Consider the following 26,324-nt stretch of genomic DNA (forward strand, 5'->3'; position numbering starts at 1 on the left):
TGTCAACGCTCCTAAATCTTCAATTGGGCGAACTGCCCACAACTCTTAGTATTTTACCACATTCTGCCGTTCATACGAGTTCACTTGGCGATCTATTGCATGTTTTGTCACATTTTGTTGAGAAGCCAAGACGCTGCGTCCAACCTATGTAATCTTATTGATTGAGAAAATCTACTAAGAAGAACCGGGCAAAAAGCGCCCGGTCCTTAAATCATGCCGGATTTTGATTACGCTCCGGTTGCTCGCATCAACTGAGCGCGACCGCGGGCAGTCCGGGAGCCTCCTCAAGCAAACTAATACCTGCGGGGTCTCCCCTGGCCTGCACTCCCGCAGGAGTCTCGCACCTGCGCGTTTGGCTCACAACCTTTGGCTTTGGCGAAAATCATATACTTTCTTTCCTTGTTAAAAAAATTGAACTTCACAAATCCAAGAAACTGCGGACAGTATTTATCAGCCTATTTTCCATTAATTCTTGTAGGCTCGAGCATCTTGTTTCTCGCATACTCTGACAAATGCAGAGGTTATAGATGACTTAGTGTTCAGCACGCGGCAGCATGCGGTATTCTTCCTAATCTTAGTTTTCCCTCTTTTCGAAAAATCTCTAATGGTGTTAAAAAACCGCTCCTATGCTTTCGCATCAAGAGCGGTTTTTATGCTGGTGCTGTGATTTACTTGGCAACAATATTAACAAGTTTATCAGGAACTGCTATGACTTTCTTAACCGTTTTGCCATCAAGCTGTGCTTTCACGTTCGTATCGCTCATGGCCTTATTTTGGAGTTCTTCTCTAGATGTTCCTTTTTCAGCTTGGAAACGTGCACGAATCTTGCCGTTGACCTGGACGATGATTTCGATCTGATCTTCAACGAGCTTTTGTGCATCATAGGTTGGCCATGCTGATTTTTCAACGGATTGGTCATGACCGAGCAGCGACCAGATCTCTTCACTGATATGCGGTGCAACCGGCGAGAGCAGTTGAATGAAACCTTCTGCCATGTAAGTCGGAATTTGATCTTGTTTATTAGCTTCATTGATGAAGGTCATCATCTGAGCAATACCGGTATTAAAGTGCATGATCGCAAAGTCTTCGGTTACCTTCTTCACAGTCTGATGGTAGACCTTTTCAAAAGCTTCGCTTGCCGTTGCTGTCTCAGTAACCGCTGCGGTAAGGCTTCCTTCTGCAGTGACAAACAGCCTCCAAACTCGATCGAGGAACCGTCGTGATCCGTCAATCCCTTTTTCGGACCAAGGCTTTGCGGCATCAATTGGTCCCATAAACATTTCATACAGTCGAAGTGTATCCGCGCCGTGAGAAGCAACAATATCATCCGGATTGATCACATTGCCTTTCGATTTACTCATTTTCTCATGGTTCGTTCCGAGAATCATACCTTGATTAACCAGCTTTTGGAACGGCTCTTTTGTCGGCACGACACCGAGATCATAAAGTGCCTTATGCCAGAACCGTGCGTACAGCAGGTGAAGCACGGCGTGTTCGGCACCGCCAACGTACAGGTCGACTGACATCCAGCGTTTCAGTTTCTCCGGATCCGCTAGATTTTCTTTATTATGCGGGTCAACATAACGAAGGAAGTACCAGCTGCTGCCTGCCCACTGAGGCATGGTGTTCGTTTCACGGCGACCCTTCATACCACTCTCAGGATCAACGATATTAATCCAGTCTGTGTCATTTGCCAGTGGCGATTCTCCGGTACCGGACGGTTTGATATTCTCCGTTTTCGGCAGACGCAGCGGAAGTTCTTCTTCAGGAACCGCTTTAAGCGATCCGTCTTCCATATGAATAATGGGAATCGGTTCGCCCCAATAACGCTGGCGACTGAACAGCCAATCACGCAGCCGATACGTGATTTTGCGGTTGCCGACCTTGTGCGTCTCCAGCCAATCGATCATTTTAGTCATTGCTTCTTTTTTGCCAAGTCCGTCAAGAAAGCCTGAGTTTACATGCTTGCCGTCACCGGTATATGCTTCTTTCGACAGGTCGCCGCCTGCAACAACTTCGATAATCGGCAGATCAAATTTGGTCGCAAATTCATAGTCGCGATCATCATGGCCCGGAACCGCCATGATTGCTCCTGATCCATAAGTAATCAGGACGTAATCAGCAATCCAAACAGGTACTTTCTTGCCATTAACAGGATTGACGGCATAAGCTCCGGTAAATGCACCGGTTTTCGTTTTGTTGAGATCAGTACGTTCGAGATCGCTTTTAGCCGCCACTTCCTTGCGATATTGATCAACCTCTGCCTTTTGTTCAGGCGTTACAATTGTATCAACAAGTTTATGTTCCGGGGCGAGCACCATATAGGTCGCGCCGAACAGTGTATCAGGGCGTGTGGTAAAGACGGTAACATGTTCTTCATGTCCGTCAATCTTAAATTGAACCTCGGCGCCTTCCGAACGGCCGATCCAGTGACGCTGCATTTCTTTAACGCTTTCCGGCCAGTCCACATCGTCAAGATCATCAATCAGACGATCCGCATATGCAGTAATCTTCAGCATCCACTGACGCATCGGCCTGCGGATAACCGGGTGGCCGCCGCGTTCGCTTTTTCCATCAATGACTTCTTCATTTGCCAGAACGGTTCCAAGCGCCGGGCACCAGTTCACCGGAACTTCTGCGATATACGCAAGTCCCTTTTTGTAGAGCTGAAGGAAGATCCATTGTGTCCATTTGTAGTATTCCGGGTCCGTTGTATTGATTTCACGATTCCAGTCGTATGAGAAGCCAAGTGATTTAATCTGTCTCTTGAAAGTAGCAATATTTTGCTTCGTGAAATCTGCCGGATCATGACCGGTATCAAGTGCATATTGTTCCGCAGGAAGCCCAAACGCATCCCAGCCCATCGGATGAAGCACTTCAAAGCCTTGCATCCGTTTCATACGCGCCATAATATCGGTTGCCGTATAGCCCTCAGGATGACCGACATGCAGCCCTTTTCCTGAGGGATACGGGAACATATCGAGCACATAATATTTTGGTTTGTCGGAATGATCATCAGTTTTGAATGTTTGATGATCATCCCAATATTTTTGCCATTTCGCTTCAATTTTTTGATGATCAAAAGCCATTGCCATGGCGAGTTCCTCCTTTATAATACAAATAAACTAGCGGTTATCTGGTATAAGAAATACTAAGCAATGGCCGGCGTCTAGGACTTGACCACACCGAGCATTTCTTTGAAAAACGGGCAAACTATTCAAAAAATATAAAAACCTCCCGCCCTTAACATGTTTGTTAGGGACGAGAGGTTGATTACTGAATTAAATTCCCGCGGTACCACCCAAATTAACGACGGCATATTGCCATTCGCTCGCTTGTTTAGCCTATAACGCAGGTTTACGGCGAGGTGCCCAGTTAAGGGCTGCACTCGCAACTCAGGAGCGAGTTCACTTTTTTCCGTACCGGCTTGCACCAAACGTCGGCTCTCTGAAAGCGGATCACAAGCTACTTTTCTCCGTCATTGTCGTTTCATTGATAAGGTTGTGTTTCCATTTTATTGATATTAGTAGGAGATGTCAACTCAGGTTTAAATATAAAGGCGATTTATGATGAAGAAAGCCAGAAATCAGGTTGATTTGCATCTTGAAGTCCTTCTCAAATACAAGAGGACAACTTCAATGTATTTTTTATAAAGGAAAACATTCTAATAGCCTCAAATTCATTCATAAATGACGCACGATACACAGTTACTGTTTATTCAACAACTGCTCTGTGCCCAGTCATCTGCTTTATATTTCACTAAATGTTTGCTAAAATGTGCGATAGGTTAACGAGAGGAGCCTGGGATTTGGCTGAACAAAAATGGCCGGTTCATTATGGACCGGATAAACGCTACTATACTTGGAATACTTACCTGAGGCATACATTTGGGAGCAAGGTCTTCAAGGTTCCGTTGGACGGAGGCTTTGACTGTCCGAATCGAGACGGCAAAGTTGCCTGGGGCGGATGCACCTTTTGTAGTCAGAAAGGCTCTGGCGATTTCGCAGGCAGTCGCCGAGATGACTTAACGACTCAATTTACCACGATTAAAGAACAGATGAAAAAGAAGTGGCCGCACGCCGACAAATACATCGGCTATTTTCAAGCTTTTACGAACACATACGCACCTGTTGACGTGCTTCGCGAAAGCTATGAAGTGATCTTGGAACAAGAAGGTGTCGTCGGACTTTCAATTGCAACTCGCCCGGACTGCCTTCCTGATGACGTCGTCGACTATCTTGCCGAATTAAACAAGCGCACATTCCTATGGCTTGAACTCGGACTGCAAACGGTACACGATGAAACCGGCCGCCTCATCAATCGAGCGCATGATTATGACTGTTTTGTCGAAGGAGTTGAGAAGCTCCGTAAGCACAATATTCCGGTATGCGTTCATATTATCGACGGACTGCCGCGTGAAACGCCGGAAATGATGCTTGAGACAGCAAAAGCTGTTGCAAGACTTGACGTTCAAGGAATTAAAATACATTTGCTCCATCTGTTAAAAAAAACAGCTATGGTCAAGCAATATGAAAAAGGCTTGCTTCAATTCCTTGATTTTAAAACGTACGTCAATCTTGTCTGTGATCAGCTGGAAATTCTTCCGCCCGATATGATCATTCATAGATTAACAGGCGACGGACCCGCTGATTTAATGGTCGGACCAATGTGGAGTCTGAATAAATGGGAAGTCCTAGACGCGATTGATGATGAGCTGGCAAGGCGAGACAGCTGGCAAGGCAAACTTGCCCACTCAGTTGCTGAACAATCAGCTAGGGACTAAATACTCTGGCTGATTCTGCGATAAAGCCACCCATTAACAAAGAAGAACAAGCCGCTGGCTCCTGATCTGCAGATCAGTTTTCGTGCAAGCACGCGAACATTACGCTGCCGTGCGACTTTTCGATCAGCAAGATAGATACCAAGCAAGCCGCGGTTAATCATTTTGTGAAAATTTTTATCCGGCATATTCTCAATTGCCGTATCTGCTTCTTCAATGAAGTGCTTGAAGCGACTGATCATTTCCTCATTGCTGCAATAATAGGAGCAGAAATTCAAATCGCCTTCAATCCGGTCTTCTTCTTGATCGACAAAATAATCCATTAAAATATGGAGCCCTTGAACCCAAGGAAAATAACTGTCCTTGATCTGAACCACAAGCTGCGCCATTTCACTCCCGCGTGATGCTGCATAGGAAACGATGCAGAAGATGCCCAGTGTTGATCCGGAGCACGCGGCGAATTCATACCAGCTCATCTCAGGGAGATGGGCTTTATTTTTTTGAAACCATTCGACGAGCCGAGGGACACGCTGATCTTTTTTCACGTGTTTATGCACTTGAAGATCACAATAAAAACCGGCTAACTCATGGAGCGCAGGCTGAATAAGTTTCAGCGCCGATAATTGGCCAAGTACATTTTGGCATTCAGACACAAGTCCTTGAAGATACCCTCCATCATCGCAGCTGCCGCGGTGTTTATAATAGTCCTCTGGCTCGGCACCCGGAGTCAATGCGTTCAGCATTGAGTGATGCAAACAACGAAAGTCAACCGGATCAAGCGAAATACTTCGATCACATAAGTTATCCAAATAATCGCTGATCGTTTGATAAGCGACAATGAATGAAATGATCTCCTTCATTTGTCCCTCAGCTAGAAGGCTGTAAATGGATCCGCCTTCACAGTGAAATGTTTTCGCTTCAATACTTGCGAGTGCCTGTCTGCGCAATTCTGCATCGGGAATTTCTTCAGCTCGCTTCTTCCATTTTGCAAGATCGCGATGTACTTCGGGAAGCACTTTTCTATATATTTGTGCCATTAATTTAATCGGTCTGGACGGTACAGTCATCGTTTTGCCTCCCTGTAGAGACGCTCTTCTACTTGATTTCGTTCGGGCAATCTCCTTACTTACCATCTATTATAGCAAACGATCATTCTGCTTATGCGATCTTGTCTATAAAAAAAACGCTTTTCACAGCCGGTAGGCGTAAAAAACGTTTTTTGGGTATACATGCTCAATGAGTCTGGAAATCTGAAAGAATCTGCTTTTTCAGCAAATCTGCTTTGTCCGTCTTCTCCCAAGGAAGTTCGACATCTGTACGTCCAAAATGTCCGTACGCCGCCGTCTGGCGATAAATCGGCCTGCGCAAGTCAAGCATTTTAATGATGCCGGCCGGGCGGAGATCAAAATTACGGCGAATCAGCTGAACGAGCTGTTCTTCAGTTGCCTGCCCTGTACCGAACGTATCAACCGAAATAGATACCGGCTCTGCAACACCGATGGCATAGGCAAACTGCACTTCGCACTTTTCTGCGAGATCTGCCGCGACAATATTCTTCGCCACATATCTTGCCGCGTAAGAAGCGGAGCGGTCGACCTTCGTCGCGTCTTTTCCTGAGAAAGCGCCGCCTCCATGCCGTGCGTATCCGCCGTACGTGTCAACAATAATTTTTCGTCCGGTCAAGCCGGCATCCCCTTGAGGCCCGCCGATGACAAAGCGTCCGGTCGGATTGATAAAGAATTTCGTCTTCTCGTCAATCAATTTCTCCGGAACAGTCGGATCAATGACAAACTCATGAATGTCCTTCTTGATTTGCGCTTCAGTCGCTTCTGGATCATGCTGTGCCGAAATCACAATCGTATCGATACGCTCCGGATGGCCCTCTTCATCGTATTCAACCGTGACCTGGGTCTTTCCATCCGGGCGAAGATAGCCGATCGTTTTGTCTTTCCGGACATCAGCCAGTCTCTTCGCTAATTTATGAGCAAGTGATACGGGAAGAGGCATCAGTTCCGGTGTTTCATTGACAGCAAATCCAAACATCAGTCCTTGATCCCCGGCACCAATCGCTTCAATTTCATCTTCCGACATCGTTCCCTCACGCGCTTCAAGCGCCTTATCGACGCCTTGAGCAATATCAGCCGACTGTTCCTCGATTGAAGTCATGACCGCACAGTTCGATGCGTCAAAACCATATTTCGCGTTGTCATAGCCGATCTCTTTAATCGTCTGACGAACGACTTTCGGAATATCCACGTAGGTGGAAGTGGATATTTCACCAGTCACAAGGACAAGTCCGGTATTAACGACTGTTTCGCATGCGACCCTGGCGTTAGGATCCCCCTTCAGCAGTTCATCAAGAATCGCGTCTGAAATCTGGTCACAAATTTTATCCGGATGACCCTCAGTTACCGATTCGGAAGTGAATAATCTTCTTGAATACTTCTTCGTCATTTTCCTTCACCCTGCCTTTCAAACATTATATACAAAATGGTGTCAACGGTACCCGATCCCTCTGCTTTTGTTTTCAAGGCATGAAAAAAGCCCGCTCCAATTATGGATAGGCCGATTCTTATCGCGCGCCTCTTATTATCAGGGGAAAGAGATCATTCTCTCTTTTCTCTGCAGGTTAGCACCGTACCGTTATTCGGCCGGTTGCCGGGCTTCATCGGGCCTGTCCCTCTGCCTACTCGGAATAAGAGCAGCCGTGTATAATCCCCATCTTAACGCAGGGAATTAAAATTGTCAATGAAAGTTCCTTTGTTTTCAAGCGTGTAAATCAATTCATTTAAAGATACTCAAAACGAAACAAAACCATATGGAAATTTCGAATTATTATCTCTTTATGATTGCGGAATATCTGAACCATCTTTACAATATTAGTAGGTAACAATATTTACAATGTGTTATACAATAAAGAATGAGTGATCAATTTCACAAAGAAAGGGATGTTCTCATGAATCGTACTTTTTTGGAAACCCCAATCTCTGAATTGCTCAGTACCGGAACTCCATTCATTAATTTATCTGTTCCTGAACTTATTGAACATGCATTGAGAAAAAATGAAGGCATTTTAGTAAATAACGGAGCACTAGCCGTAACGACCGGGAAATATACGGGACGGTCTCCAAAAGACAGATTTATTGTCAAAGATGATGTTACACGTAACACGGTTGACTGGGACAGAAATCAGCACATAAATGAAAACGCTTTTTTAAATCTTTACGAAAAGCTTGCTACCTATTTAAGTAAACAGCAAGAGAAATATGTGTTTCGAGGTTTTGCCGGGGCTGACCCAAATTACCGTCTGGCGATTCAAGTTATTAATGAGTATGCGTGGCAAAATCTCTTCTGCCGCCAATTGTTTATTGAACCCTCTGATTTGGAGCTTGGACATCATCAAGCAGAATTCACTGTTTTATCTGCACCCGGTTTTAAAGCAAATCCATTGACTGATGGTACGCGTTCCGAAGCATTTATTATTATTTCCATGAAATACCGTATTGTATTAATCGGGGGCACCGAATATGGCGGAGAAATCAAGAAATCCGTATTTACTGTAATGAATTATTTATTGCCGCAAAAAGGAGTGATGCCGATGCATTGCTCTGCAAATCAAGACGAAAATGGTAGCACCGCTCTTTTTTTCGGTTTGTCCGGCACCGGAAAGACAACGCTCTCCAATGTGCCTGACCGACAGTTGATTGGGGACGATGAACACGGCTGGTCAAGTAACAGTGTGTTTAACTTTGAAGGAGGATGCTATGCAAAAACGATTCGGCTGACTCAAGAGAATGAACCGCAAATTTATGACAGCATCCAATTCGGTACAGTACTTGAAAACGTCGTCATTTCTCAGGATCAGCGCAAACCCGATTATTTCAGTACCGCACTTACGGAAAACACGCGTGCCGCCTATTCACTGCAAAAGGTTGCAAATGCAGTTCTTCCAAGCGTCGGAGGGCATCCAAACGCGATTATTTTTCTGACAGCCGATGCATCCGGCGTTCTCCCGCCAATTAGTATACTGTCACCGGATCAGGCAATGTATCAGTTTCTCTCAGGTTACACGAGTAAATTGGCCGGCACCGAGCGCGGAATTGTAACTCCTGAACCAACTTTTTCCACATGCTTCGGAGCCCCGTTTATGCCGCTTCCGGCAGTCACCTATGCTGAACTTTTGGGAAAATTTATAAAACAAAACAATGTAAGCGCTTATCTGATTAACACCGGATGGACTGGTGGACCCTACGATCTCGGTAAACGAATGAAGCTCAGTTATACAAGGCAAATGGTTTATGCAGCTTTAAATGAACATCTTGACAAGAAAAATATAGTCACTGATCCGATTTTCGGATTGCATATTCCACAAACATGTCCCGGTGTACCTGATCAAATGCTTATGCCATGGAAAACATGGACTAATCCAGCTGCGTATGAGCATGCTGCAATACAGCTGGCTCAAAAATTCCAAACGAACTTCCAGCAATTCCGTCAAGCACCTGAGAACATCCGCAACGCCGGGCCTAATGTCCACTAAAAACAGCTGGCTCCCTCCAAATTTGGAGGGAGCCTTTTTTAGTGCCAAAGTCTTAAATGTGTACTTCGGACACGAGCGTCCATTGCTTCTGCCTGATTGCCTTCATCGACAGCTCAAGCACTTGGTCTTTCATCAAAAAACTATACTGTCTCCGATCCTTAATTGAGTGAGGCAGATTGCTGATCAGTCTCGGTCCGTCTGTCTCTAAATAATCCTTTTTCAGGGTTATTTGATCAATTTCCGCAAAGTAGATATTCTTAACTATTGGTTCGTCTCGCCCATCTACTTGGTATTGTCCAATAAAATAGAGATTCGCTACATGCGCGCCAGTTTCTTCAAAGATCTCTCTTTTCGCCGCTTCCTCCGGGCGTTCTCCAGACTCTACTTTGCCTCCGGGAAATTCAAGTCCCCTCCTTGAATGCATGGTAAGCAGCCATTGACAGTGAAATTTACAAATAACCCAAACATGTCTTGGATCGGCCGAAAAGGGAGTTGATGAAAGAGCTAGGGTTACTTTATTTCCATAAAAATCCGGAAAACTAGGATATTGATTCATTCGGTCATTACCTCCGCACCTGCGTTCTGCGAGCTTCAAACCTATTTTAACAAATAATGGTTCACATTCCCCAAAAGATTTTTATTTTTAACCAATTTCTTCTTCGCATCTTTTTTTATAATTTTTCCATTCGTTTTCCAGATCGGACAGTGTCCATTCATTTAATTGATCGGACTCTTTTGTCACGAAATTTTTTCTTAACTCGCGAATCAAGTATTGCTTTCGGTTTTCAACAGCCCTTCTCAACAAATTGATACGATTCATGAATGAACGAAATCACAATTAAGCAAGCGTTTACATTTTGTTTGTTCAATCATGATTTCTGCCCCCTTTCCACGTGAACACGTCTTATTTCAGACGAATGATTTGTTTGATTTAATCCATAGCCCATTCATCATGCCCAGCACTGATATTTTTAAACACTATTATACAATAAAAGCGCTTACAATATATCTTTACGTATCTAAAAAAATTTAATCGAGTACTTGCAATCATTTTTTCAAAAAAATGTTTAGCAACAGAAAAATATGGCAATAGTATGAATAACCCTAACCCCAATTCACTTTTAGTTAAATCCGCATCGATTTGCGGATTTTTTTTGCTTGAAACGATAAAAATCTGTATTAAAAAAAGCTGTGCTTTGTCGTTGTAACGGCAAAGCACAGCTTCCTTTCCTACTCACGCATTCACTATTCGGCTTTTTCGCACATTTTCTTGAAAAGCTTTCTTTTCTTTCTTAGTCATCTTTTTGTACTTCTTAATAAATGCCTCATATTCAGGCATTACTTCTGACATCAGACCATATTGTTCCACATGTCCGTATTGAACCCAGAGCGCCTTTTCACAAAATTTCTTCATCTGGCTGATTGAATGGCTGATGAAGAAAATGGTTTTACCCTTCTCTTTAAATTCATTCATCTTATCAAGGCATTTATCCGCAAACGTTTGGTCTCCGACAGATAACGCTTCGTCAATAACCAGTATATCCGGGTCGATATGGATGGAGATTGCGAAGCCAAGCCGCGAACGCATTCCACTCGAATAGGTCTTAACAGGTTGGTCTATAAAATCACCGATATCGGCAAAGTCAATAATCTGCGGCGTCAGTTCGATAATCTGCTTTTTGTCAAAGCCGAGCATCAGACATTTTAATTCAATATTTTCCCGACCGGTCAGCTCTTTCTTCAAGCCCGACTGAATCGCGATCAGTGCAGCCTCACCTTTAATCTCAACTGATCCAGATGTGGGAGGAATAATTCCGGCAATAATATTAGACAGCGTTGATTTTCCCGATCCGTTCACACCGATGATTCCGATAACGTCGCCTTTATTCGCTTCAAAGCTGATATCGTGAAGCGCATAAAACGATTTTCCGTAACCTTTAGGAGAAATCAAATCTAAAATTTTTTCGGAATTTTTCGCGTACATTTTATATTTTTTCGATACATTTTTTACAATGACTGATTTTTCCATGAATGGAGATCTCCTTACAAATAATCTACAAAATGATCTCTGAATTTCAAATGCACAAATGAACCGAACAGCAGGGTCACGAGTACAAAGCCCCAAAAGTAAGCGGTGTAGCCAATGTGATCAATCCCGTACCAAGAAGCACCAAGCAGTGCAGAACGGTAGCCTTGTACAAGATAATACATCGGATTCATCAATAAAACTTTTTGGAAAAAGTCCGGCAACCCTGCATCTGCAAGTCGCGCAGGCTCCCATAGAAAAGGCGTTAGATAAAACAACATACGCATGAGCGAAATCAAGACTTGATGCACATCCCGAACGATCGTTGAGAATGTGGATGTGACGAGTGATACGGAAAACAGAAAAGCCAGCGCAGCAAACATAAAATAAGGAAGCTGGATCATATAAATACTGATTTTGAACTCTGTGAATTGCAGGATTACAATAACAATTCCTGTGATCATTAGATGCTGATAAAATTTTTCAAGAATGACATAGCTTGGAATCGCGCTCATCGGAAAATTCATTTTGGCGATAAAGCGAATGCGTGAATAAATCGATTTCGATCCTTGAATAATGGACGGCTGTACAAAAAACCAAACAATGATTCCTGAGATTAACCAGACAATGTAGGGCGCTTCGACCGCGTTATCAACCGGAATTTTACTGCTTCTGCCCAATATTTCGCCAAAGACCAGCCAATAAATTAAGATCTGGATCAACGGATTAATGACTACCCATGCCATGCCCAGATAGTTGTTCGTATTCTCGCTTTTTAACTCGTATAGGGACAAGCGCCTAATTAAATACAGGCTTTTCATTTGTTCCCGAATGACTTTCCATGCCGATTTCATATCAAGTTCCTTCCAATACTATCAAGTATCAATGCTCCAATCCATACTTTAACACAGCTTATTTAAAAAAGAAAATGAATCCTTGGACTTGCCGGACATGAATGAATCACTTCGAATTATTGATTTATTCATGATGTGAAATCTTTTTCTAGAATAAGAAACACTGTCTTGGAGAACATACTCATAGTACTAATTACCTGCCAAAAGGAGTCGGCTATGTGTACACTTCTTTATCTCAGTTATTTTGTTTTCCTTTTTATTTTTTTCATTTTTGTTTTACTCCGCATCCCGATTGGTGCAAATGTCTTATTGTATCTGCTCATTTTTTTTCCAAGTGTCATGCCTTTTATCATCATCTACTTAGATCAGAGCAAAGAAGAGAAAAAGAAAGCGGAAAAAATGGAAAAAGAAGCAAATTAAGGTGGAATGGGTGGGAAAAATGTTCTGGATAAAGAAAAATAATGATCCCGCACAATCGAAAAAATCGATAGCCAAATTTATCGATCAGATGAAAACAAATCCGGACTTCAGTCACTTTCATCACGAAGGAAAGCAATTTTCCTGCTGGATTTCATTTATCGTAACCTTGGTTGATCTCGAATATGTTCATCGTGATCTATTGCCTGCGCTCTATTCGGATCGTGTTCACAGCATCGAAGATATTGCTAAGGTCCTTCCCGCCGACAAGTTGATCAGGACAAAAAATCTGTCTGAAATACAGTCCGGAATTCTCGATGGTTCACTCATGATTCGAGAATCAGCGCATTCAAAAGAGTGCCTGCTTATTCCTTGTATGAAAAAGCAGTCGCGGCCGGTTGAACAATCGGAAACGGAAACAAGTATTCTCGGCCCACATGAATCTTTTGTTGAATCACTTGAAACCAATATCAATCTTATCCGTTCTCGGATTCCCATTCCTCAGCTCAAGGTCGAAGAGCTTCGTGTTGGGAAAATATCACGAACGAGGGTATCTGTTCTTTACGTTGAAGGAATTGCCAATAAAGAAAATATAAATACGGTTATACAACGGATCTCCGACCTTGAAACCATCAGTTTGATCAGCTCGAACATGCTTTATTTAATGATCTCTGATAACAATCATTCGATATTTCCGCAATTTATTGATACGGAACGTCCGGATCGAGTGAGCGGGGCACTCTATGAAGGAAAAATCGCGGTTATTGTTGACGGGTCGCCTAATGCACTGATTCTGCCAAGTACCATTGTTGAATTTTTCTCCGCATTCGATGACTATTCCTTAGTTTGGATGCTTGCATCGGCCTATCGCTTATTACGGTTATTCGCGATCGGATTTTCTGTCATTTCATCACCGCTTTATGTCGCTTTGCTCACGTATCATTATCAACTCGTGCCCAAAGATCTACTGGCGACATTAATTGTCTCACGAAGTTCAGTGCCTTATGATCCGATTATTGAGGTCCTGCTGCTGGAAATCATGATTGAATTGCTTCGAGAAGCAGGAGCCAGGCTTCCAACAAAGGTCGGCCAGACCATTGGTATTGTGGGTGGTATTGTTATTGGGACTGCCTCTGTTCAAGCGGGTATTACAAGTAATATTCTTTTAATTATCATTGCGATGTCAGCTCTTGCTGCCTTTATTACACCAAATTACCGAATGGCTACAACTATTCGTCTGATTCGATTTCCCTTTATTATTTCAGCGCAACTGCTCGGAATTTTAGGTATTGCACTATGTTTTATGATTTGTGTCTGCCATTTGCTTAAACTGACTTCTCTTGGACATCCGTACATTGAACCCATTTATCCATTGCGTGTGACTGATCTAAAAGACAGTTTTGTACGGTTACCGCTTAATTTACAAACCCAACGGCCATTATTCTTGCGTACCGGTGACAAAAATCGGGCTAATCCACAGCGTGTGAATAAAAAGGAGGGTAAACATTCTCCTGATATTGATGAATAGCACGTTTTTTAGCGAGGAGGCAATTGACGCGTATGTACAATAAAATCAATCCAACACACACAATCGGTCCTTTATCCGCCTTTTTCCTTCCGCAGGTCATGCAAATCGGTATTGGATTTCTGTCCTTTCAGCAAATCATTACAAAATTTTCCGAACAAGACGGATGGCTTGCTACACTGATTTCCGGTTTATCAACACTCTTCGTTATGTGGATTATTTTGCGTCTTCTTGAGAATGAGCGTCATTTTGGACGTCCTGATATTTTTTCCATTCACCGCCGAATTTTTGGTCCATGGATTGGAAACGTGCTCACTTTTATTCTGATGTCTCATGTACTGCTGTTTTCCTTCGCATTCTTGCGCAGCTATATTGAAATTCTTCAAGTATGGATTTTCCCTCAACTTAATAGTTTTACTTTCTCAATCATCTTCTGCTGTATTGTCTGGTACATCGTGATGGGGGGGTTGCGGACAATCAGTGGTGTTTGTCTGCTCAGCTTTATCTATCTGATCCCTTTATTCATCCTAAGCATTTTTATTGTCCCACATGCGCATTATGAAAATTTAATGCCTCTCTTTGACCATACACCGCTATCGATCATGAGATCTTGCTATGAAACAACTCATGACTATCTCGGTTTTGAATTAATTTTGTATTTCTACCCGTTTATCAGTCAACCAGAAAAAGCGAGAAAGTGGGCATTTCGAGGGGTTCTTACGACTATTTATATTTACACCACGATTCTCCTGCTGGGAATCATCTATTTCAGCCAAGGTGAGATGCAGAACACCATTTGGCCCACCATAACGTATTGGAAAAGCGTTCGATTTCCATTATTTGAACATGTTGACATTATTGCGATTGTCATTTTACTTTGGGTACTCATTCCAAATATCTGCCTTTGCTCCTGGATCCTGGCCCGCGGTATCAAATTCACATTTCCTGCCATAAAAATGAAGCATTCACTCATTGGCATATTAGTGGTATTGATTACGATTACATGCATGGTTAAAAACGGACTTCAAGTACGAACAATAAATAATATTTACAATGGTTTTGGTTTTATTATCATCTACTTTTATCTACCATTACTACTTTTTTGCCAATGGATTAAGAAAAAAATAGGGAGGCAATCTGCATGAAACATTTCATGCACCTTATTGCATCGATCACTGTACTCATTATTCTAAGCGGTTGCTTACCGACCAGCGTTATTGATGACGTGCTCATCATCGAAGCAGAAGGCGTAGATTATATTGGGGGCAACAAGGTCATTGGTACGGTCACGATGCCCAACTATGTGCAAAGCTCCAATCCCGGCAGTTCTGGCGCGGGTCTGCCGACAACGGCCTCGATGATACGCTATCTGAGCGGCACCACCTACGACGGCAAATCCTTGGTCGACCGCTTTCAAGAGAACGGGCAAAGGGCACTTCGGGCTGGTAAACTCAGAGTTATGCTTTTTAATAAGGGCTTAGCCAAACACGGTCTTAGGAAACAAATTGATCTGCGAAATCGTGATCCTGAAGCACCGCGAGAGATGAATTTGGCTATCGTAGACGGAAGCTGTAAGAAACTGCTGACAGCAATCGATTATCAGACGCAGATCCCCATTGCACGCTATATTCAGGATATGATTGAACAAAACAATAAGCAGAATTATCCGGAAAGTACTTTGGAATCATTTCTCTATGCGTACTATGGCGATTATATGGATCCTTTTCTCCCGGTAATACGGAAATCTGGTGATCATCTTGAAACGATCGGACTCGCCCTGTTTAAAAGCGATAAATACGTCATGGAACTTCCATCCAATAAAGTATTTATTTTTAAAATGCTCTTTCAGAAATTTGATCAAGGCGTTTATGATTTTGAATTTGCGTCGCAAAAACATATCGCTTTAAAAAACGTGCATACAAAGGTCAGTTACAAAGTAAAAAACGGTAACAGCACGTCTCCGGACATCTATGCCCATGTTTCGATTAACGCTCAAATTATACAAGCCTATCCGAAGAGCATCAACAAAACGATGGGTCCGAAGATCGAGAAAAAAATTGAAAAACATATGGCTGCTCAAGCGGAAAAGCTTGTTCATATGCTGCAAAAAAAGCAAATTGATCCGCTTCAATTAGGTCAGCATGTACGCAGTCATACGCGTCATTTCGATGGCAAATCATGGTATGATCGTTATCCGAACGCACATTTTCATTGCACCGTTGATACGACGATTATTCAAACCGGAATTTCAGATTAAACGGCAGATGGTTAACCTGCAAACAACCCAAAATGGATAAATAGTCTGCTGTATTGATAAATTTCTGAAAAAAGCATATAATAAAAGGATTAACAGGAAAGGGGATTTAATCAATGGGATTTAATCGAGGCCCGCAAGAACCGGTTCCTGAAGCAGAGACAGCAATTTGGACATGTACGAGCGACTCATGTTCGGGGTGGATGCGCGATGCATTCTCCTTCGATGAGACTCCAAAATGTCCGCTTTGCCATTCGGAAATGAAAAAAGAAACAAAAATGTTACCGGTCATAGACTGATCGACGAGACAATCCTTAAAAAATTAATAACTAAGCTTTGAATAGTTTATAGAGCAGGACGGTTTTTCTGACATGGTTCAGAAAAATCGTCCTGTGTTTCTTTTTTTAGGGGGTATCGATAAGACGGAAACGTAAAAGATAAAGATGATGGTTACAAAAGAATGGAAAATCCTTAGGATAAGTTTTCAAAGATACAAAAAAAACATAGTTTGTATAGAGGAACCTAGTGGTAGATCACGTATAATTTAACCCAAATCTCCATTATTTGGTGTTTTACGTTACAATAGACAGGTAGGACAGAAGGTGAACATGTGAAACTTACGAAAATGAAAAGAAAATATGCCGATCGTCGTGGATGGCGTCGAATTATTTCAAGCCACACACGAAAAAAACAGTTTATGTGGCCAAATTTTCATGGCGAAGCCGTTCTGATTCAATTCAATGAAATCAAAGCACCGCTGTCGGTTGTTTATGGCGGGGTTCGCACCAAGACAGTCGATCAAAATTATTCCTGGCTGCAACTCTTTCCTGCGGAAACGCCGCAATTCGTTCTAACGGCGATGTTCAACGCGAAACATCGCCTCGTTCAATGTTACTTTGATGTCATTCATCAAGTCGGCCGCGATGAACAGGGAACACCCTGGTTTGATGATCTGTATCTCGATTTAATCCTTTTTCCAAATCACAAACTTTATTTAGTCGACGAAGATGAGTTGAATGAAGCACTTGAAAACGATATTATCACTCCTGAAATGTACGAAAAGGCGTGGCGGACCGCTCATCGTCTGATGCAATTCATAAAAAAAGATCCTGAGCATTTTCTTGCACTCGTACGTGAAGTCCGGGCCACGTTTCCACACTAAATTATAGGGGGCTAAGATGTCATGAGCATCCTGATTACCGATATGTCGGAAAATGATTTCGCTCCTTATCTTGAGTATTCAACTAAGGAGTACGCCAAAGAAAAACAGCAGTCCGGCACATGGACTCCCGAGCGCGCGTTAATGAACGCACGTGCTGAGATCAGTCGTCTTCTCCCGCAAGGATATCAGACAGTAAATCACCGCTTTCTTTCTCTCGTTGACGAAGCTGGAAGAAAAGTGGGTATCTTTTGGCTGCATCTTTCGCCCGAACGTAAAGAGATCTTTATTTATGATTTTGAAATTTTCGAATCGTTCCGAGGCCACGGATTAGGACAGCTTGCCATGCAAACACTCTTTGCTTACAGCCGCACTCTCGGATTCAAAAAAATTAGTCTTCATGTGTTTGCGCATAACGCGCGCGCCTATCATGTGTATCAGAAACTCGGATATCAAGCGACAGATATTAACATGAGCAAATGGTTATAATCTTGCATAACAAATGATTTGAAATCGCATACTAAGTTTCGGGAGGTGTGCGATCATGTCTGAAGCAAGAAAAAAGGAGTACCGGTCCAATAAAGGAGCGACTGCGTCAAGCGTCTCTCCAGCCGGACGTGCCAAAGATGACCATCAATCATCTGTTTCTAAATTAGAAGAACGCGCACGTAAAAATAAGTAAACAGAAGGCAGCCGGAGATAACATTCCCCGGCTGCCAATTTCTTATGATGATCATTAATCAGCAAGTGCTTCGACCAGAATATCGGCAATGTGCATGGCGCGCACTTCGCCGGTTCTATGAGCACGTTCAACTCCAAGCTTCATTTCCAGAAGACATCCGGGATTGGCTGTCACAATCGTTTGAGCATGTGTACCAGCAACCTTCTCCATCTTGTGGTCGAGAATCTGTATGGCCATATCCGGCTGCACAATGTTATAATCTCCTGCCGATCCGCAACACGTATCAGCACCTTCCATTTCTACGAATTGCGCACCTTCGATCGCGTTAAGAAGAATTCTGGGTTCATCGAAAGTTTTCATTACATTACGCAGATGACAAGAATCCTGATACGTAATGATTTGTTCCGGTAGACGCAGACGATGTGTTTTCTGAAAATCCAAGTCAACCAATAGAGCAGAAATATCCTTTAACTTAGCAACAAAATGCTTTGCCCGATCCGCCCACTCCGGCTCGTTTTTAAGCAAATGGTCGTATTCAATCAGAAACGCGCTGCATCCTCCGGCATTGGTAATAATATAATCTGCTTCTGCAGCCTCAAAGGCTTCAATATTTCGTTTTGCCATCTCTTTCGATTTTTCCAGTTCGCCATTATGTCCATGAAGTGCACCGCAGCATAATTGATTTTCAGGAATCTCAACATCGCATCCCGCTTTACGAAGCAGTTTTATAGTCGCATTGTTGGTGTCAAAAAACATGGTATCCATAAGACAGCCGGCAAACAGAGCAACCGTCGCCTTCTTCTCACCTTCATGTTCAAAGTAACGTGGGCGCTGTTTCATCTCGCTTCGTCTCGGAACTTCCGGCAAAACCTTTTCCATGGTAGCCATGCTCTCCGGGAACAAATTCATAAATCCGACTTTTCGAGCCACCTTGGACAAACCGCTGCGCTGATAAAAACCAATTAATCCGGTCACTTTCTCCATTCGATCCTGTCGCGGAAAAAGCTGCTCGAAAACACCTTTACGGATCATTTTGACACGTACGGTTTGTTTTTTATTACGCTGAAGAATTGCCCTTGCATCCTCAAGAAGATGTCCGTACTGCACGCCCGACGGACACACAGGTTCACAGGCTCGGCAGCCTAAACACAAATCAAGCGAATGAGCAAAATCATCGTCCGGTTCGATAATGCCATCGGTTACGCCTTTCATCAAGGCGATTCGTCCTCGAGGCGAATGCTTCTCTTGATGCCCCGTTTCGATATAGGTTGGGCACGAAGGCAGACAAAAACCGCAACGCATACAATTCAGCAATTCATCGTAGTCCATTTCTTCTTTAAATTCCTTTTGAATCCGCTGTTTTTCTGCCGGTGTCATCATTTGACCGTCACCATCCTTTCCTTTCCCGTTTCCGCGAATACTTTCCCGGGATTCATGATTCCTTGAGGATCAATCGATTGTTTGATTCCGCGCATCACGTCAAGACCAGCTTTTCCAAGTTTCCATTCCAAATAAGGAGCCTTGGTCGCGCCAACACCATGTTCGCCGGTTAAGGTTCCGCCCAGCTCAATTGCACGCTCAAAGATCTCCGCAAAAGCCTCCTCCACTCGCTTCATTTCTTCCTCATCTCGGGCATCGGTAAGACAAGTCGGATGAAGATTTCCATCACCGGCATGGCCGAATGTTGAAATACGCACCCTATACTTTTGAGCAACTTCAGTAATTGCACGCACCATTGCAGCGATCTCAGATCGTGGAACCGTAGCATCCTCCAGAATTGTTGTCGGCTTTAATCGGGCAAGTGCACTTAATGCCGAACGCCGTGCCGTCGCAAGCTCTTCCGCCTCTTCATCAGAAGTAGCAAGCCGGACATCGACTGCTTGCTCTTCTCGGCAGATTTCTGCTATTTTATGAATATCACGATCTACAATTTCCTTTGGACCGTCTTGCACAATAAGTAAAATCGCTTTAACATTCGTCGGCAGTCCAATGTGAGCAAATTCCTCCACAGCTCGAATGGTATCCTGGTCAAGAAATTCCAAAGTCACCGGAATCATCTTGTTCGATATAATGGCTGAAACAGATCGCCCGGCAGCTTCAATATCTTGATACAAGGCCAGAATTGTCTTTTGCGACTCCGGCTTCGGAATCAATTTTAGCGTTGCTTCCGTGATGACACCCAGCGTTCCTTCTGATCCGACAAACAGATGCGTCAAATCATAGCCTGCTACATCCTTGGTCAGCTTACCGCCCGTGCGAATCAATTCTCCGTTCGGAAGCGCAACTTGGAGCGCCATGACATAATCCTTTGTAACGCCGTACTTCAAGCCGCGCAGTCCGCCGGAATTTTCTGCAAGGTTACCGCCAATCGTCGAAATCTTCATTGAACTCGGATCTGGCGGATAAAAAAGATCTTCTTTTTCGACGAGATCGGATATCGTTTTCGTAATTGTACCCGGCTGAACGGTAATCGTTAAATTTTCTTTATCAAGTTCAAGAATGTTATTCAGATACTTCATGAGCAGGACGACTCCGCCTTTTAACGGACAGGTATCGGCACATAGATTCGTCCCGGATCCACGCGTATACACGGGTGTCGACGTCTCACTGCAGAGTTTCAGAATCTCTGCAATTTCTTCAGCTGTGCGCGGAGAAACAACAAAATCCGGAAGCGCTTGAAAATTAGGCGTTGCATCATAAGAATAGACCAGTCTCCCGCTCGTCGAATCATCCACATTTTCACTGCCCGTAATTTCCATCAGCTGTTCCTTTAATTTGTTGAGTTTCTTTTCTAGCTTTGACGTCATCTTCGACCCCCGATCTATTAATCACAGTCCAAAAAAGTAAACGCTTTCTTATTATCTATTATAATTATTTAATGGACATTATTCTATTATTAGCATTTAAAATTATGCCACAGCCTTTGTACTGAAAAAAAAGACAGTTTGAAAATTCATATTTGAACTTTCGAACCGTCTTTGGCTAATACAGCTATTCAATTATTGATTAAGTAATCTCTCGAAGTTTATGCACCAAATGACATTATTTTGCAACATCGTAGCCCTGGTCTTCAACAGCATCTTTCATTTCCGTGAACCCGACTTTTGCCTCGTCATAAGTGACATCTACTTTTCCGCTTGTCAAATCTACGTCTACTGCAGAAACACCATCGAGCTGCTTCAATGCACCGGTTACTGCCATTTTACAGTGACCACAGCTCATTCCTTTAACTTCCAATACACGTTCTGCCATTCTGTATTCACCTCCTTAAAAAGTAAGTATCAAATCAGATTTTCACCCGTTTCAAGCGCAGGCTGTTCGACACGACTGATACAGAACTGAACGCCATCGCTGCTCCGGCAACCCAGGGAGCAAGCAGACCGAGCGCGGCAACCGGAATGCCGATTGTATTGTAGAAAAGCGCCCAGAATAGGTTTTGTCTGATATTGCGCATCGTCTTCTTGCTCAGATCCAGCGCTTTTGCTACGTGAGTCAATTCGCCGCCGACCAAAGTAATGTCTGCTGCCTCAATGGCAACATCCGTACCGCTCCCGATCGCCATGCCGATATCAGCTAAAGCAAGAGCAGGTGCGTCATTTATTCCGTCGCCAACCATTGCCACACGCAGTCCTTGTTTTTGCAGTTCACGCACTTTTTTTGCCTTATCCTCGGGAAGTACTTCAGCGAATACGTGATCAATTCCAACCTTCTTTGCGATCGCTTCAGCCGTTCGCTGATTATCGCCGGTAACCATATAAACGCTTAATCCGCGCGCCTTCAGTCCTTGAATAGCCGAGACTGATGATTCCTTAATGGTATCTGCAACAGCAACCAATGCTTGTAGTTTTCCGTCAACCGCAACGAACATAACTGTCTTACCGTCCGACTCTAATCGAAGTGTGTCATCCAAAGCTTGGTGATACTCAATTTTATTTTGATTCATCAAACGACGTGTACCAATTACGACCGACTTGCCATCTGCTGACGCAGTGACTCCGGATCCGGTATGTGCCTCAAAATGAGTTACGATCGGCCATTGTTCACTTTGATAAGCGGCGACAACTGCATTGGCTAAAGGATGCTCGCTTGTTTTCTCGGCCGCTGCAGCAAGCATAAGTACGTCTTCTTTTTCTAAGTCACCGAAAAGAACAACATCGGTTACCTCTGGTTTTCCTTTTGTGATCGTTCCTGTCTTATCAAAGATTACAGACTGCAAATTTTGCGTGGTTTCCAAATATTCGCCACCCTTAAAAAGAATGCCCTGTTCTGCAGCTTTTCCGGTACCGACCATAATGGACGTTGGCGTTGCAAGTCCCAAAGCACACGGGCAAGCAATCACAAGCACACTGATCGCAGCTGCCAGTGCAGTATCCCATTGACCGGGCTGAATGGCAGCGATCCATACAACGAAAACAAATAAGGCAATGACCAGAACAATCGGTACGAAAATACCGGAAATATTGTCGGCCAGCCGCTGAATCGGTGCTTTAGAGCCCTGGGCCTCCTCGACAATGCGTACGATTCCTGCAAGTGCCGTGTCCTTGCCGACTTTTTCAGCTTTCATGACAAATGAACCGGTTGTATTCACTGTAGCACCGATTAATTGATCACCGGAACGTTTCATGATTGGCAGAGATTCACCGGTAATCATTGATTCGTCAACCGCGGATTCTCCGTCAACAAGGACTCCGTCAACCGGAATCTTTTCACCCGGTCGAACGCGAAGCAAATCTCCGCTTTTAACCTGATCAATTGGCACACGTTCTTCCGCACCGTCCACAATTTTCGCAGCATCCTTAGCCTGCAGATCCATCAGCTCCGTAATCGCCGCAGTCGTCTGCCGCTTCGCGAGCGTCTCCATGTATTTGCCAAGCAGTACCAACGTTATAAGGACAGCGCTTGTCTCAAAGTAGAGCTGCGGATGATGCAGTCCCGCAAATTGATAGCGGAACGTCTGAACAACGCTGTAAAAATAGGCGGCACTGGTTCCAAGTACAACGAGTACATCCATATTCGCACTTCGATTCAATAACGCGCGTGCTCCTCCGTTATAAAACGGCCAGCCAATGTAAAATTGGACGATACTTGCAAGCACAAATTGAGTCCATGGATTCATAAACAGCATCGGAAACGGTCCGTGATAAAACGGAAGGTGGCTCACCATCGTCAAGAGCAAAGGCAAGGACAAGACCGAAGACAAGATCAGCCGATTTCTTTTCCTTCGTATTTCTTTAGCTTTCCCATCATTTTCAACCTCTTGTTTTAATACCGCTTTATAACCAAGCTTGCGAATCTTCTCAAACATATTCTCAGGCTCAATAAAACCGGGCTGATAGTAAACAGTGGCGGATTCCGTTGCCAGGTTTACCGCAGCAGAAATAATGCCCGGCAGACGTTTCAAGCCTTTCTCAATACGTGCTGCGCAAGCCGCACACGTCATACCCGTAATCGCCAGATCAACACGCTCGCTCGCAACCCCGTAACCAAGCTTCTCAATTTTCTCAGCGATTTCGACCGGTTTGATCTGTTGATCATCATAATCAACTTTCGCCTTCTCCAATGCTAAATTCACATTTGCAGCAACGCCGTTCATCCGGTTCAGACCACGCTCGATCCTGTTGGCGCAGGCGGCACATGTCATACCGTAATTCCTATATGTGCTACTTTCTTCATCGCTGTCTCCCCTTTCTTCCGACATGACTTATTTAAAATGCTTCAATACTTTTAACAATTCATTGATCTGTTCATCGCCATGCCCTTCTTCAATAGCCTTGGCGACACATGATTTCGTGTGGCGCTCAAGTATTGAAAAACCGATTTTTTGCAGAGCAGCCTGTACTGCGGAAAGTTGGATGAGAATGTCGACACAATACCGATCGTCTTCTACCATCTTTTCGATGCCGCGTACCTGCCCTTCCACACGTTTCAGTCGATTGGCAATCTTGCGTTTCTCGTCGGAGGTTCTTGGAACAAGCGGTACGCGTTCTTCTGAATGGTTTGCATGTTTCAAGGAATCATCCGCGCATGTACAGTGTTTCTTATATTCTTCCATGAAAGATCCCCTCCAAAATCCATTATACCCTTAGGGGGTATTTAATCAAGAAATTAATCCGAGCAATGGCAATCTGACTCGCTAACTTCTTCAAAGCGAACAAACTGTTGTCATGTATGTTCGAGTATTAAACGGCCAAATCATTATGTAAAAAGACGCCTCAAATTCAAAAGGATTTGAGACGCCTTTGTCATGTGTTTTTATTCTTCAAACGATCTTCGTTTCGGAACCATCAGCAGTTACATTATATTGTGATGCTTCATTAAAAGATTTATTAAGTTCTTGAGCATACGCATTTTTTTGTTCATCCGACCAGTTAAGCTGATCTGACATAAAATTAATAATCGGTTGGGCTAATTGTTGTGCCATTTTAATAGAAAATAGGGTCATGCCGGAACGTCTTGTGAAATAATCCACGGGTGACAGGATCATTTCATATTGCAGCGCATATTGAACCGTTGCCAAAAGTGCGGGACTCACTCCGTATTGCAGGGCGGCATCCCGATTTGACCGTATATAATCAAAGATCGTATCAATGTTCGTGCCGTATTTTTTCGCAAGTCTCTCTGCTTCTCGTTCGGTCAAACCAAGGGTGATTCCGTTCTTTGTTTGTTCCTGTGCATACTTTTTGTAGTGTGCGCCTCCGCCGAAATGACCACCGGACAACGCAACATGAGTGGTCTGGCATTGTGGATAAATTGTTCCGTTTTCGCGATGTAGCTGGCTGGTTACTTCATCAACCACGCGTTCAGCCATCTTACGGTAGCCGGTCAATTTGCCTCCCGCAATCGAAATCAATCCTGAATCTGAAATAAAAATTTCGTCTTTTCTCGAAATTTCCGAAGGTGACTTTCCCTCTTCCTGGATCAATGGGCGAACCCCTGCCCAACTGGATTCCACATCGTCTGCAGTGAGATGTACGGAAGGGAACATGCCGTTAATGGCGGCAAGAATATAATCGCGATCCTCGGCTGTTGGTTTCGGATCAATTGGCCAACGTGAGTAAGTTGTATCGGTCGTTCCCGCATAAACTTTGCCTTCTCGAGGGATGACAAAAATCATCCGTTTATCGCCATTGGTTGTATCGAAATACACGGACTGTTTCATTGGAAAACGTTTGCCGTCAATAACGATATGAACACCTTTTGTCAAATGCAGGTGCTTGCCCTGCTTGGAATGATCCTGTTCACGAATGGTATCCACCCATGGACCCGCCGCATTAACGATTTTCTTTGCAAAAATGCGGTAATCTTTCTTCGTCAGTTGATCAACGATACGAACTCCGATCAGCTTCTTATCATGATCATAGATTAACTTTTCTACTTTCGCATAGTTAACGGCAAGCGCGCCGCGCTCTGATGCTTCCTTCATTGTCTCAATCGTCAGCCGTGCGTCATCGGTACGATATTCCACATAGTAGCCACTCCCTTTTAACCCCTCTTTTTTCAAAAGCGGTTCTTTCTTCAACGTTTCATTACGGCTGAGCATGACGCGGCGTTCTTCGCGTTTCACTCCGGCTAGAAAATCATAAACCTTCAGACCAAGTGATGTGGAAAAGCGTCCGAATGTCCCATTTTTATAGATTGGCAGCATCATCTTTTCCGGAGCAGTCACATGGGGGGCGTTCTCATAAACGATTGCCCGTTCTTTTCCTACTTCAGCAACAATCTTTACCTCAAACTGTTTTAAATAGCGCAGTCCGCCGTGCACGAGCTTCGTTGAACGGCTGGACGTTCCGCCGGCAAAGTCCTGCATATCGGTTAAGCCTACTTTTAAACCGCGAACCGTTGCGTCAAGCGCAATACCCGCACCTGTAATCCCCCCGCCGATAATGAACAGATCCAGAACTTCACCAGCCATTTGATCCAGGATTTCATTTCTGTTAAATGATGATAACTTCATTTTATATTCCCTCCAATTATAATTTTTTATCTCACAATGAATCCGATGAGCTATAAGTAATTGAAAAGACCACAAATACACCTCCAAATCATCTGAACACGACTAATGCTTCGGCTGTGTACTGTGGTCTTAT

At 43.7% G+C, this 26,324-nt stretch carries 23 protein-coding genes, 1 riboswitch and 1 other annotated feature; of the genes, 10 read left to right on the plus strand and 13 right to left on the minus strand.

All coding sequences use genetic code 11. The features are described from left to right. Positions 1–668: 668 nt before the first annotated feature. Positions 669–3,089, minus strand: coding sequence for a leucine--tRNA ligase (gene leuS, locus NOM01_RS01720; protein ID WP_255746008.1), 2,421 nt, complete (start codon positions 3,087–3,089; stop codon positions 669–671). A gap of 165 nt (positions 3,090–3,254) precedes the next feature. Beyond that, positions 3,255–3,491: a binding site (T-box leader), on the minus strand. A gap of 317 nt (positions 3,492–3,808) precedes the next feature. On the opposite strand from leuS, the gene mnmL reads away from it, so the two are divergent. Further along, positions 3,809–4,783, plus strand: coding sequence for a tRNA modification radical SAM protein MnmL/YtqA (gene mnmL, locus NOM01_RS01725; protein ID WP_255745852.1), 975 nt, complete (start codon positions 3,809–3,811; stop codon positions 4,781–4,783). Here mnmL and NOM01_RS01730 read toward each other — a convergent pair. Together NOM01_RS01730 and metK are read right to left on the minus strand one after the other, a co-directional pair. After that, positions 4,780–5,847: a tetraprenyl-beta-curcumene synthase family protein gene (locus NOM01_RS01730; RefSeq protein WP_255745853.1), complete on the minus strand. Its 1,068-nt coding sequence runs from the start codon at positions 5,845–5,847 to the stop codon at positions 4,780–4,782. The genes mnmL and NOM01_RS01730 overlap by 4 nt on opposite strands. Before the next feature lie 166 nt (positions 5,848–6,013). Continuing rightward, the gene (gene metK / locus NOM01_RS01735) at positions 6,014–7,234 is read right to left on the minus strand and encodes a methionine adenosyltransferase (protein WP_255745854.1); all 1,221 of its coding nucleotides are present in this window, start codon (positions 7,232–7,234) and stop codon (positions 6,014–6,016) included. 129 nt (positions 7,235–7,363) lie between these two features. Continuing rightward, a riboswitch (SAM riboswitch) is annotated at positions 7,364–7,482 on the minus strand. Positions 7,483–7,736: 254 nt separating this feature from the next. Between metK and pckA the strand changes: the two genes are divergently transcribed. Further along, positions 7,737–9,320 carry a phosphoenolpyruvate carboxykinase (ATP) gene (gene pckA / locus NOM01_RS01740; RefSeq protein WP_255745855.1) on the plus strand — a complete coding sequence of 528 codons (1,584 nt, stop codon included), beginning with the start codon at positions 7,737–7,739 and terminating at the stop codon, positions 9,318–9,320. 52 nt (positions 9,321–9,372) lie between these two features. Here the strand turns inward: pckA and ytkD are convergent, their stop codons facing one another. The 4 genes from ytkD to NOM01_RS01760 form a co-directional block, all read right to left on the minus strand. Next, entirely contained in the window at positions 9,373–9,876 is a 504-nt protein-coding gene (gene ytkD / locus NOM01_RS01745; RefSeq protein WP_255745856.1) for an RNA deprotection pyrophosphohydrolase, read from the minus strand. Between the two features lie 87 nt (positions 9,877–9,963). Next, positions 9,964–10,140, minus strand: coding sequence for a Fur-regulated basic protein FbpA (gene fbpA / locus NOM01_RS01750; protein WP_255745857.1), 177 nt, complete (start codon positions 10,138–10,140; stop codon positions 9,964–9,966). A 414-nt stretch (positions 10,141–10,554) separates the two neighbouring features. Next, a complete protein-coding gene (tagH, locus tag NOM01_RS01755; protein ID WP_255745858.1) occupies positions 10,555–11,349 on the minus strand; it encodes a teichoic acids export ABC transporter ATP-binding subunit TagH in 795 nt (264 codons plus the stop codon). A gap of 14 nt (positions 11,350–11,363) precedes the next feature. Next, the gene (locus tag NOM01_RS01760) at positions 11,364–12,200 is read right to left on the minus strand and encodes an ABC transporter permease (RefSeq protein WP_255745860.1); all 837 of its coding nucleotides are present in this window, start codon (positions 12,198–12,200) and stop codon (positions 11,364–11,366) included. Positions 12,201–12,416: 216 nt separating this feature from the next. Between NOM01_RS01760 and NOM01_RS01765 the strand changes: the two genes are divergently transcribed. The 8 genes from NOM01_RS01765 to NOM01_RS01800 all read left to right on the plus strand — a co-directional run bounded on the left by NOM01_RS01765 (position 12,417) and on the right by NOM01_RS01800 (position 18,237). Further along, positions 12,417–12,620: a hypothetical protein gene (locus NOM01_RS01765; RefSeq protein ID WP_255745861.1), complete on the plus strand. Its 204-nt coding sequence runs from the start codon at positions 12,417–12,419 to the stop codon at positions 12,618–12,620. 19 nt (positions 12,621–12,639) lie between these two features. Further along, a complete protein-coding gene (locus NOM01_RS01770) occupies positions 12,640–14,145 on the plus strand; it encodes a spore germination protein (protein WP_255745862.1) in 1,506 nt (501 codons plus the stop codon). A 32-nt stretch (positions 14,146–14,177) separates the two neighbouring features. Beyond that, on the plus strand, positions 14,178–15,287 hold the full coding sequence (locus NOM01_RS01775) for a GerAB/ArcD/ProY family transporter (protein ID WP_255745863.1): 1,110 nt from the start codon (positions 14,178–14,180) through the stop codon (positions 15,285–15,287). Beyond that, positions 15,284–16,399, plus strand: a complete 1,116-nt coding sequence (locus NOM01_RS01780) for a Ger(x)C family spore germination protein (RefSeq protein WP_255745864.1) — start codon at positions 15,284–15,286, stop codon at positions 16,397–16,399. The genes NOM01_RS01775 and NOM01_RS01780 overlap by 4 nt, the downstream gene beginning before the upstream one ends. A 113-nt stretch (positions 16,400–16,512) precedes the next feature. Next, the gene (locus NOM01_RS01785; protein WP_255745865.1) at positions 16,513–16,695 is read left to right on the plus strand and encodes a cold-shock protein; all 183 of its coding nucleotides are present in this window, start codon (positions 16,513–16,515) and stop codon (positions 16,693–16,695) included. 311 nt (positions 16,696–17,006) lie between these two features. Then, positions 17,007–17,558, plus strand: a complete 552-nt coding sequence (locus tag NOM01_RS01790) for a ribonuclease FAU-1 family protein (protein ID WP_255745866.1) — start codon at positions 17,007–17,009, stop codon at positions 17,556–17,558. A 21-nt stretch (positions 17,559–17,579) separates the two neighbouring features. After that, a complete protein-coding gene (locus tag NOM01_RS01795) occupies positions 17,580–18,044 on the plus strand; it encodes a GNAT family N-acetyltransferase (protein ID WP_255745868.1) in 465 nt (154 codons plus the stop codon). A gap of 55 nt (positions 18,045–18,099) precedes the next feature. Then, entirely contained in the window at positions 18,100–18,237 is a 138-nt protein-coding gene (locus tag NOM01_RS01800; protein ID WP_255745870.1) for a hypothetical protein, read from the plus strand. A gap of 54 nt (positions 18,238–18,291) precedes the next feature. On the opposite strand, the gene NOM01_RS01805 is transcribed toward NOM01_RS01800, so the two are convergent. From NOM01_RS01805 to NOM01_RS01830, 6 genes are all read right to left on the minus strand, one after another. Then, positions 18,292–19,617: a (Fe-S)-binding protein gene (locus tag NOM01_RS01805; RefSeq protein WP_255745872.1), complete on the minus strand. Its 1,326-nt coding sequence runs from the start codon at positions 19,615–19,617 to the stop codon at positions 18,292–18,294. After that, the gene (gene glcD / locus NOM01_RS01810) at positions 19,614–21,044 is read right to left on the minus strand and encodes a glycolate oxidase subunit GlcD (protein ID WP_255745874.1); all 1,431 of its coding nucleotides are present in this window, start codon (positions 21,042–21,044) and stop codon (positions 19,614–19,616) included. The genes NOM01_RS01805 and glcD overlap by 4 nt, the downstream gene beginning before the upstream one ends. Before the next feature lie 235 nt (positions 21,045–21,279). Then, positions 21,280–21,489, minus strand: a complete 210-nt coding sequence (copZ, locus tag NOM01_RS01815; protein WP_255745876.1) for a copper chaperone CopZ — start codon at positions 21,487–21,489, stop codon at positions 21,280–21,282. 34 nt (positions 21,490–21,523) lie between these two features. Next, positions 21,524–23,935 (minus strand): heavy metal translocating P-type ATPase, encoded by a 2,412-nt coding sequence (locus NOM01_RS01820; protein WP_255745877.1) that lies wholly within the window; start codon positions 23,933–23,935, stop codon positions 21,524–21,526. A 3-nt stretch (positions 23,936–23,938) separates the two neighbouring features. Next, on the minus strand, positions 23,939–24,289 hold the full coding sequence (locus NOM01_RS01825; RefSeq protein ID WP_255745878.1) for a metal-sensitive transcriptional regulator: 351 nt from the start codon (positions 24,287–24,289) through the stop codon (positions 23,939–23,941). 207 nt (positions 24,290–24,496) lie between these two features. After that, entirely contained in the window at positions 24,497–26,191 is a 1,695-nt protein-coding gene (locus NOM01_RS01830) for a glycerol-3-phosphate dehydrogenase/oxidase (RefSeq protein ID WP_255745880.1), read from the minus strand. Positions 26,192–26,324 lie beyond the last annotated feature (133 nt).

Source organism: Sporolactobacillus sp. STSJ-5 (genome assembly GCF_024385605.1).
Taxonomy (GTDB): domain Bacteria; phylum Bacillota; class Bacilli; order Bacillales; family Sporolactobacillaceae; genus Sporolactobacillus.

Coding starts and splice junctions, on each gene's coding strand:
- copZ (WP_255745876.1), bottom strand. CDS start 21,489: ATGGCAGAACGTGTATTGGAAGTTAAAGGAATGAGCTGTGGTCACTGT.
- NOM01_RS01825 (WP_255745878.1), bottom strand. CDS start 24,289: ATGGAAGAATATAAGAAACACTGTACATGCGCGGATGATTCCTTGAAA.
- glcD (WP_255745874.1), bottom strand. CDS start 21,044: ATGACGTCAAAGCTAGAAAAGAAACTCAACAAATTAAAGGAACAGCTG.
- NOM01_RS01785 (WP_255745865.1), top strand. CDS start 16,513: ATGGGATTTAATCGAGGCCCGCAAGAACCGGTTCCTGAAGCAGAGACA.
- NOM01_RS01795 (WP_255745868.1), top strand. CDS start 17,580: ATGAGCATCCTGATTACCGATATGTCGGAAAATGATTTCGCTCCTTAT.
- NOM01_RS01805 (WP_255745872.1), bottom strand. CDS start 19,617: ATGATGACACCGGCAGAAAAACAGCGGATTCAAAAGGAATTTAAAGAA.
- leuS (WP_255746008.1), bottom strand. CDS start 3,089: ATGGCTTTTGATCATCAAAAAATTGAAGCGAAATGGCAAAAATATTGG.
- tagH (WP_255745858.1), bottom strand. CDS start 11,349: ATGGAAAAATCAGTCATTGTAAAAAATGTATCGAAAAAATATAAAATG.
- NOM01_RS01730 (WP_255745853.1), bottom strand. CDS start 5,847: ATGACTGTACCGTCCAGACCGATTAAATTAATGGCACAAATATATAGA.
- NOM01_RS01775 (WP_255745863.1), top strand. CDS start 14,178: ATGTACAATAAAATCAATCCAACACACACAATCGGTCCTTTATCCGCC.
- pckA (WP_255745855.1), top strand. CDS start 7,737: ATGAATCGTACTTTTTTGGAAACCCCAATCTCTGAATTGCTCAGTACC.
- NOM01_RS01760 (WP_255745860.1), bottom strand. CDS start 12,200: ATGAAATCGGCATGGAAAGTCATTCGGGAACAAATGAAAAGCCTGTAT.
- NOM01_RS01780 (WP_255745864.1), top strand. CDS start 15,284: ATGAAACATTTCATGCACCTTATTGCATCGATCACTGTACTCATTATT.
- ytkD (WP_255745856.1), bottom strand. CDS start 9,876: ATGAATCAATATCCTAGTTTTCCGGATTTTTATGGAAATAAAGTAACC.
- NOM01_RS01770 (WP_255745862.1), top strand. CDS start 12,640: ATGTTCTGGATAAAGAAAAATAATGATCCCGCACAATCGAAAAAATCG.
- NOM01_RS01800 (WP_255745870.1), top strand. CDS start 18,100: ATGTCTGAAGCAAGAAAAAAGGAGTACCGGTCCAATAAAGGAGCGACT.
- metK (WP_255745854.1), bottom strand. CDS start 7,234: ATGACGAAGAAGTATTCAAGAAGATTATTCACTTCCGAATCGGTAACT.
- NOM01_RS01820 (WP_255745877.1), bottom strand. CDS start 23,935: ATGTCGGAAGAAAGGGGAGACAGCGATGAAGAAAGTAGCACATATAGG.
- fbpA (WP_255745857.1), bottom strand. CDS start 10,140: ATGAATCGTATCAATTTGTTGAGAAGGGCTGTTGAAAACCGAAAGCAA.
- NOM01_RS01765 (WP_255745861.1), top strand. CDS start 12,417: ATGTGTACACTTCTTTATCTCAGTTATTTTGTTTTCCTTTTTATTTTT.
- NOM01_RS01830 (WP_255745880.1), bottom strand. CDS start 26,191: ATGAAGTTATCATCATTTAACAGAAATGAAATCCTGGATCAAATGGCT.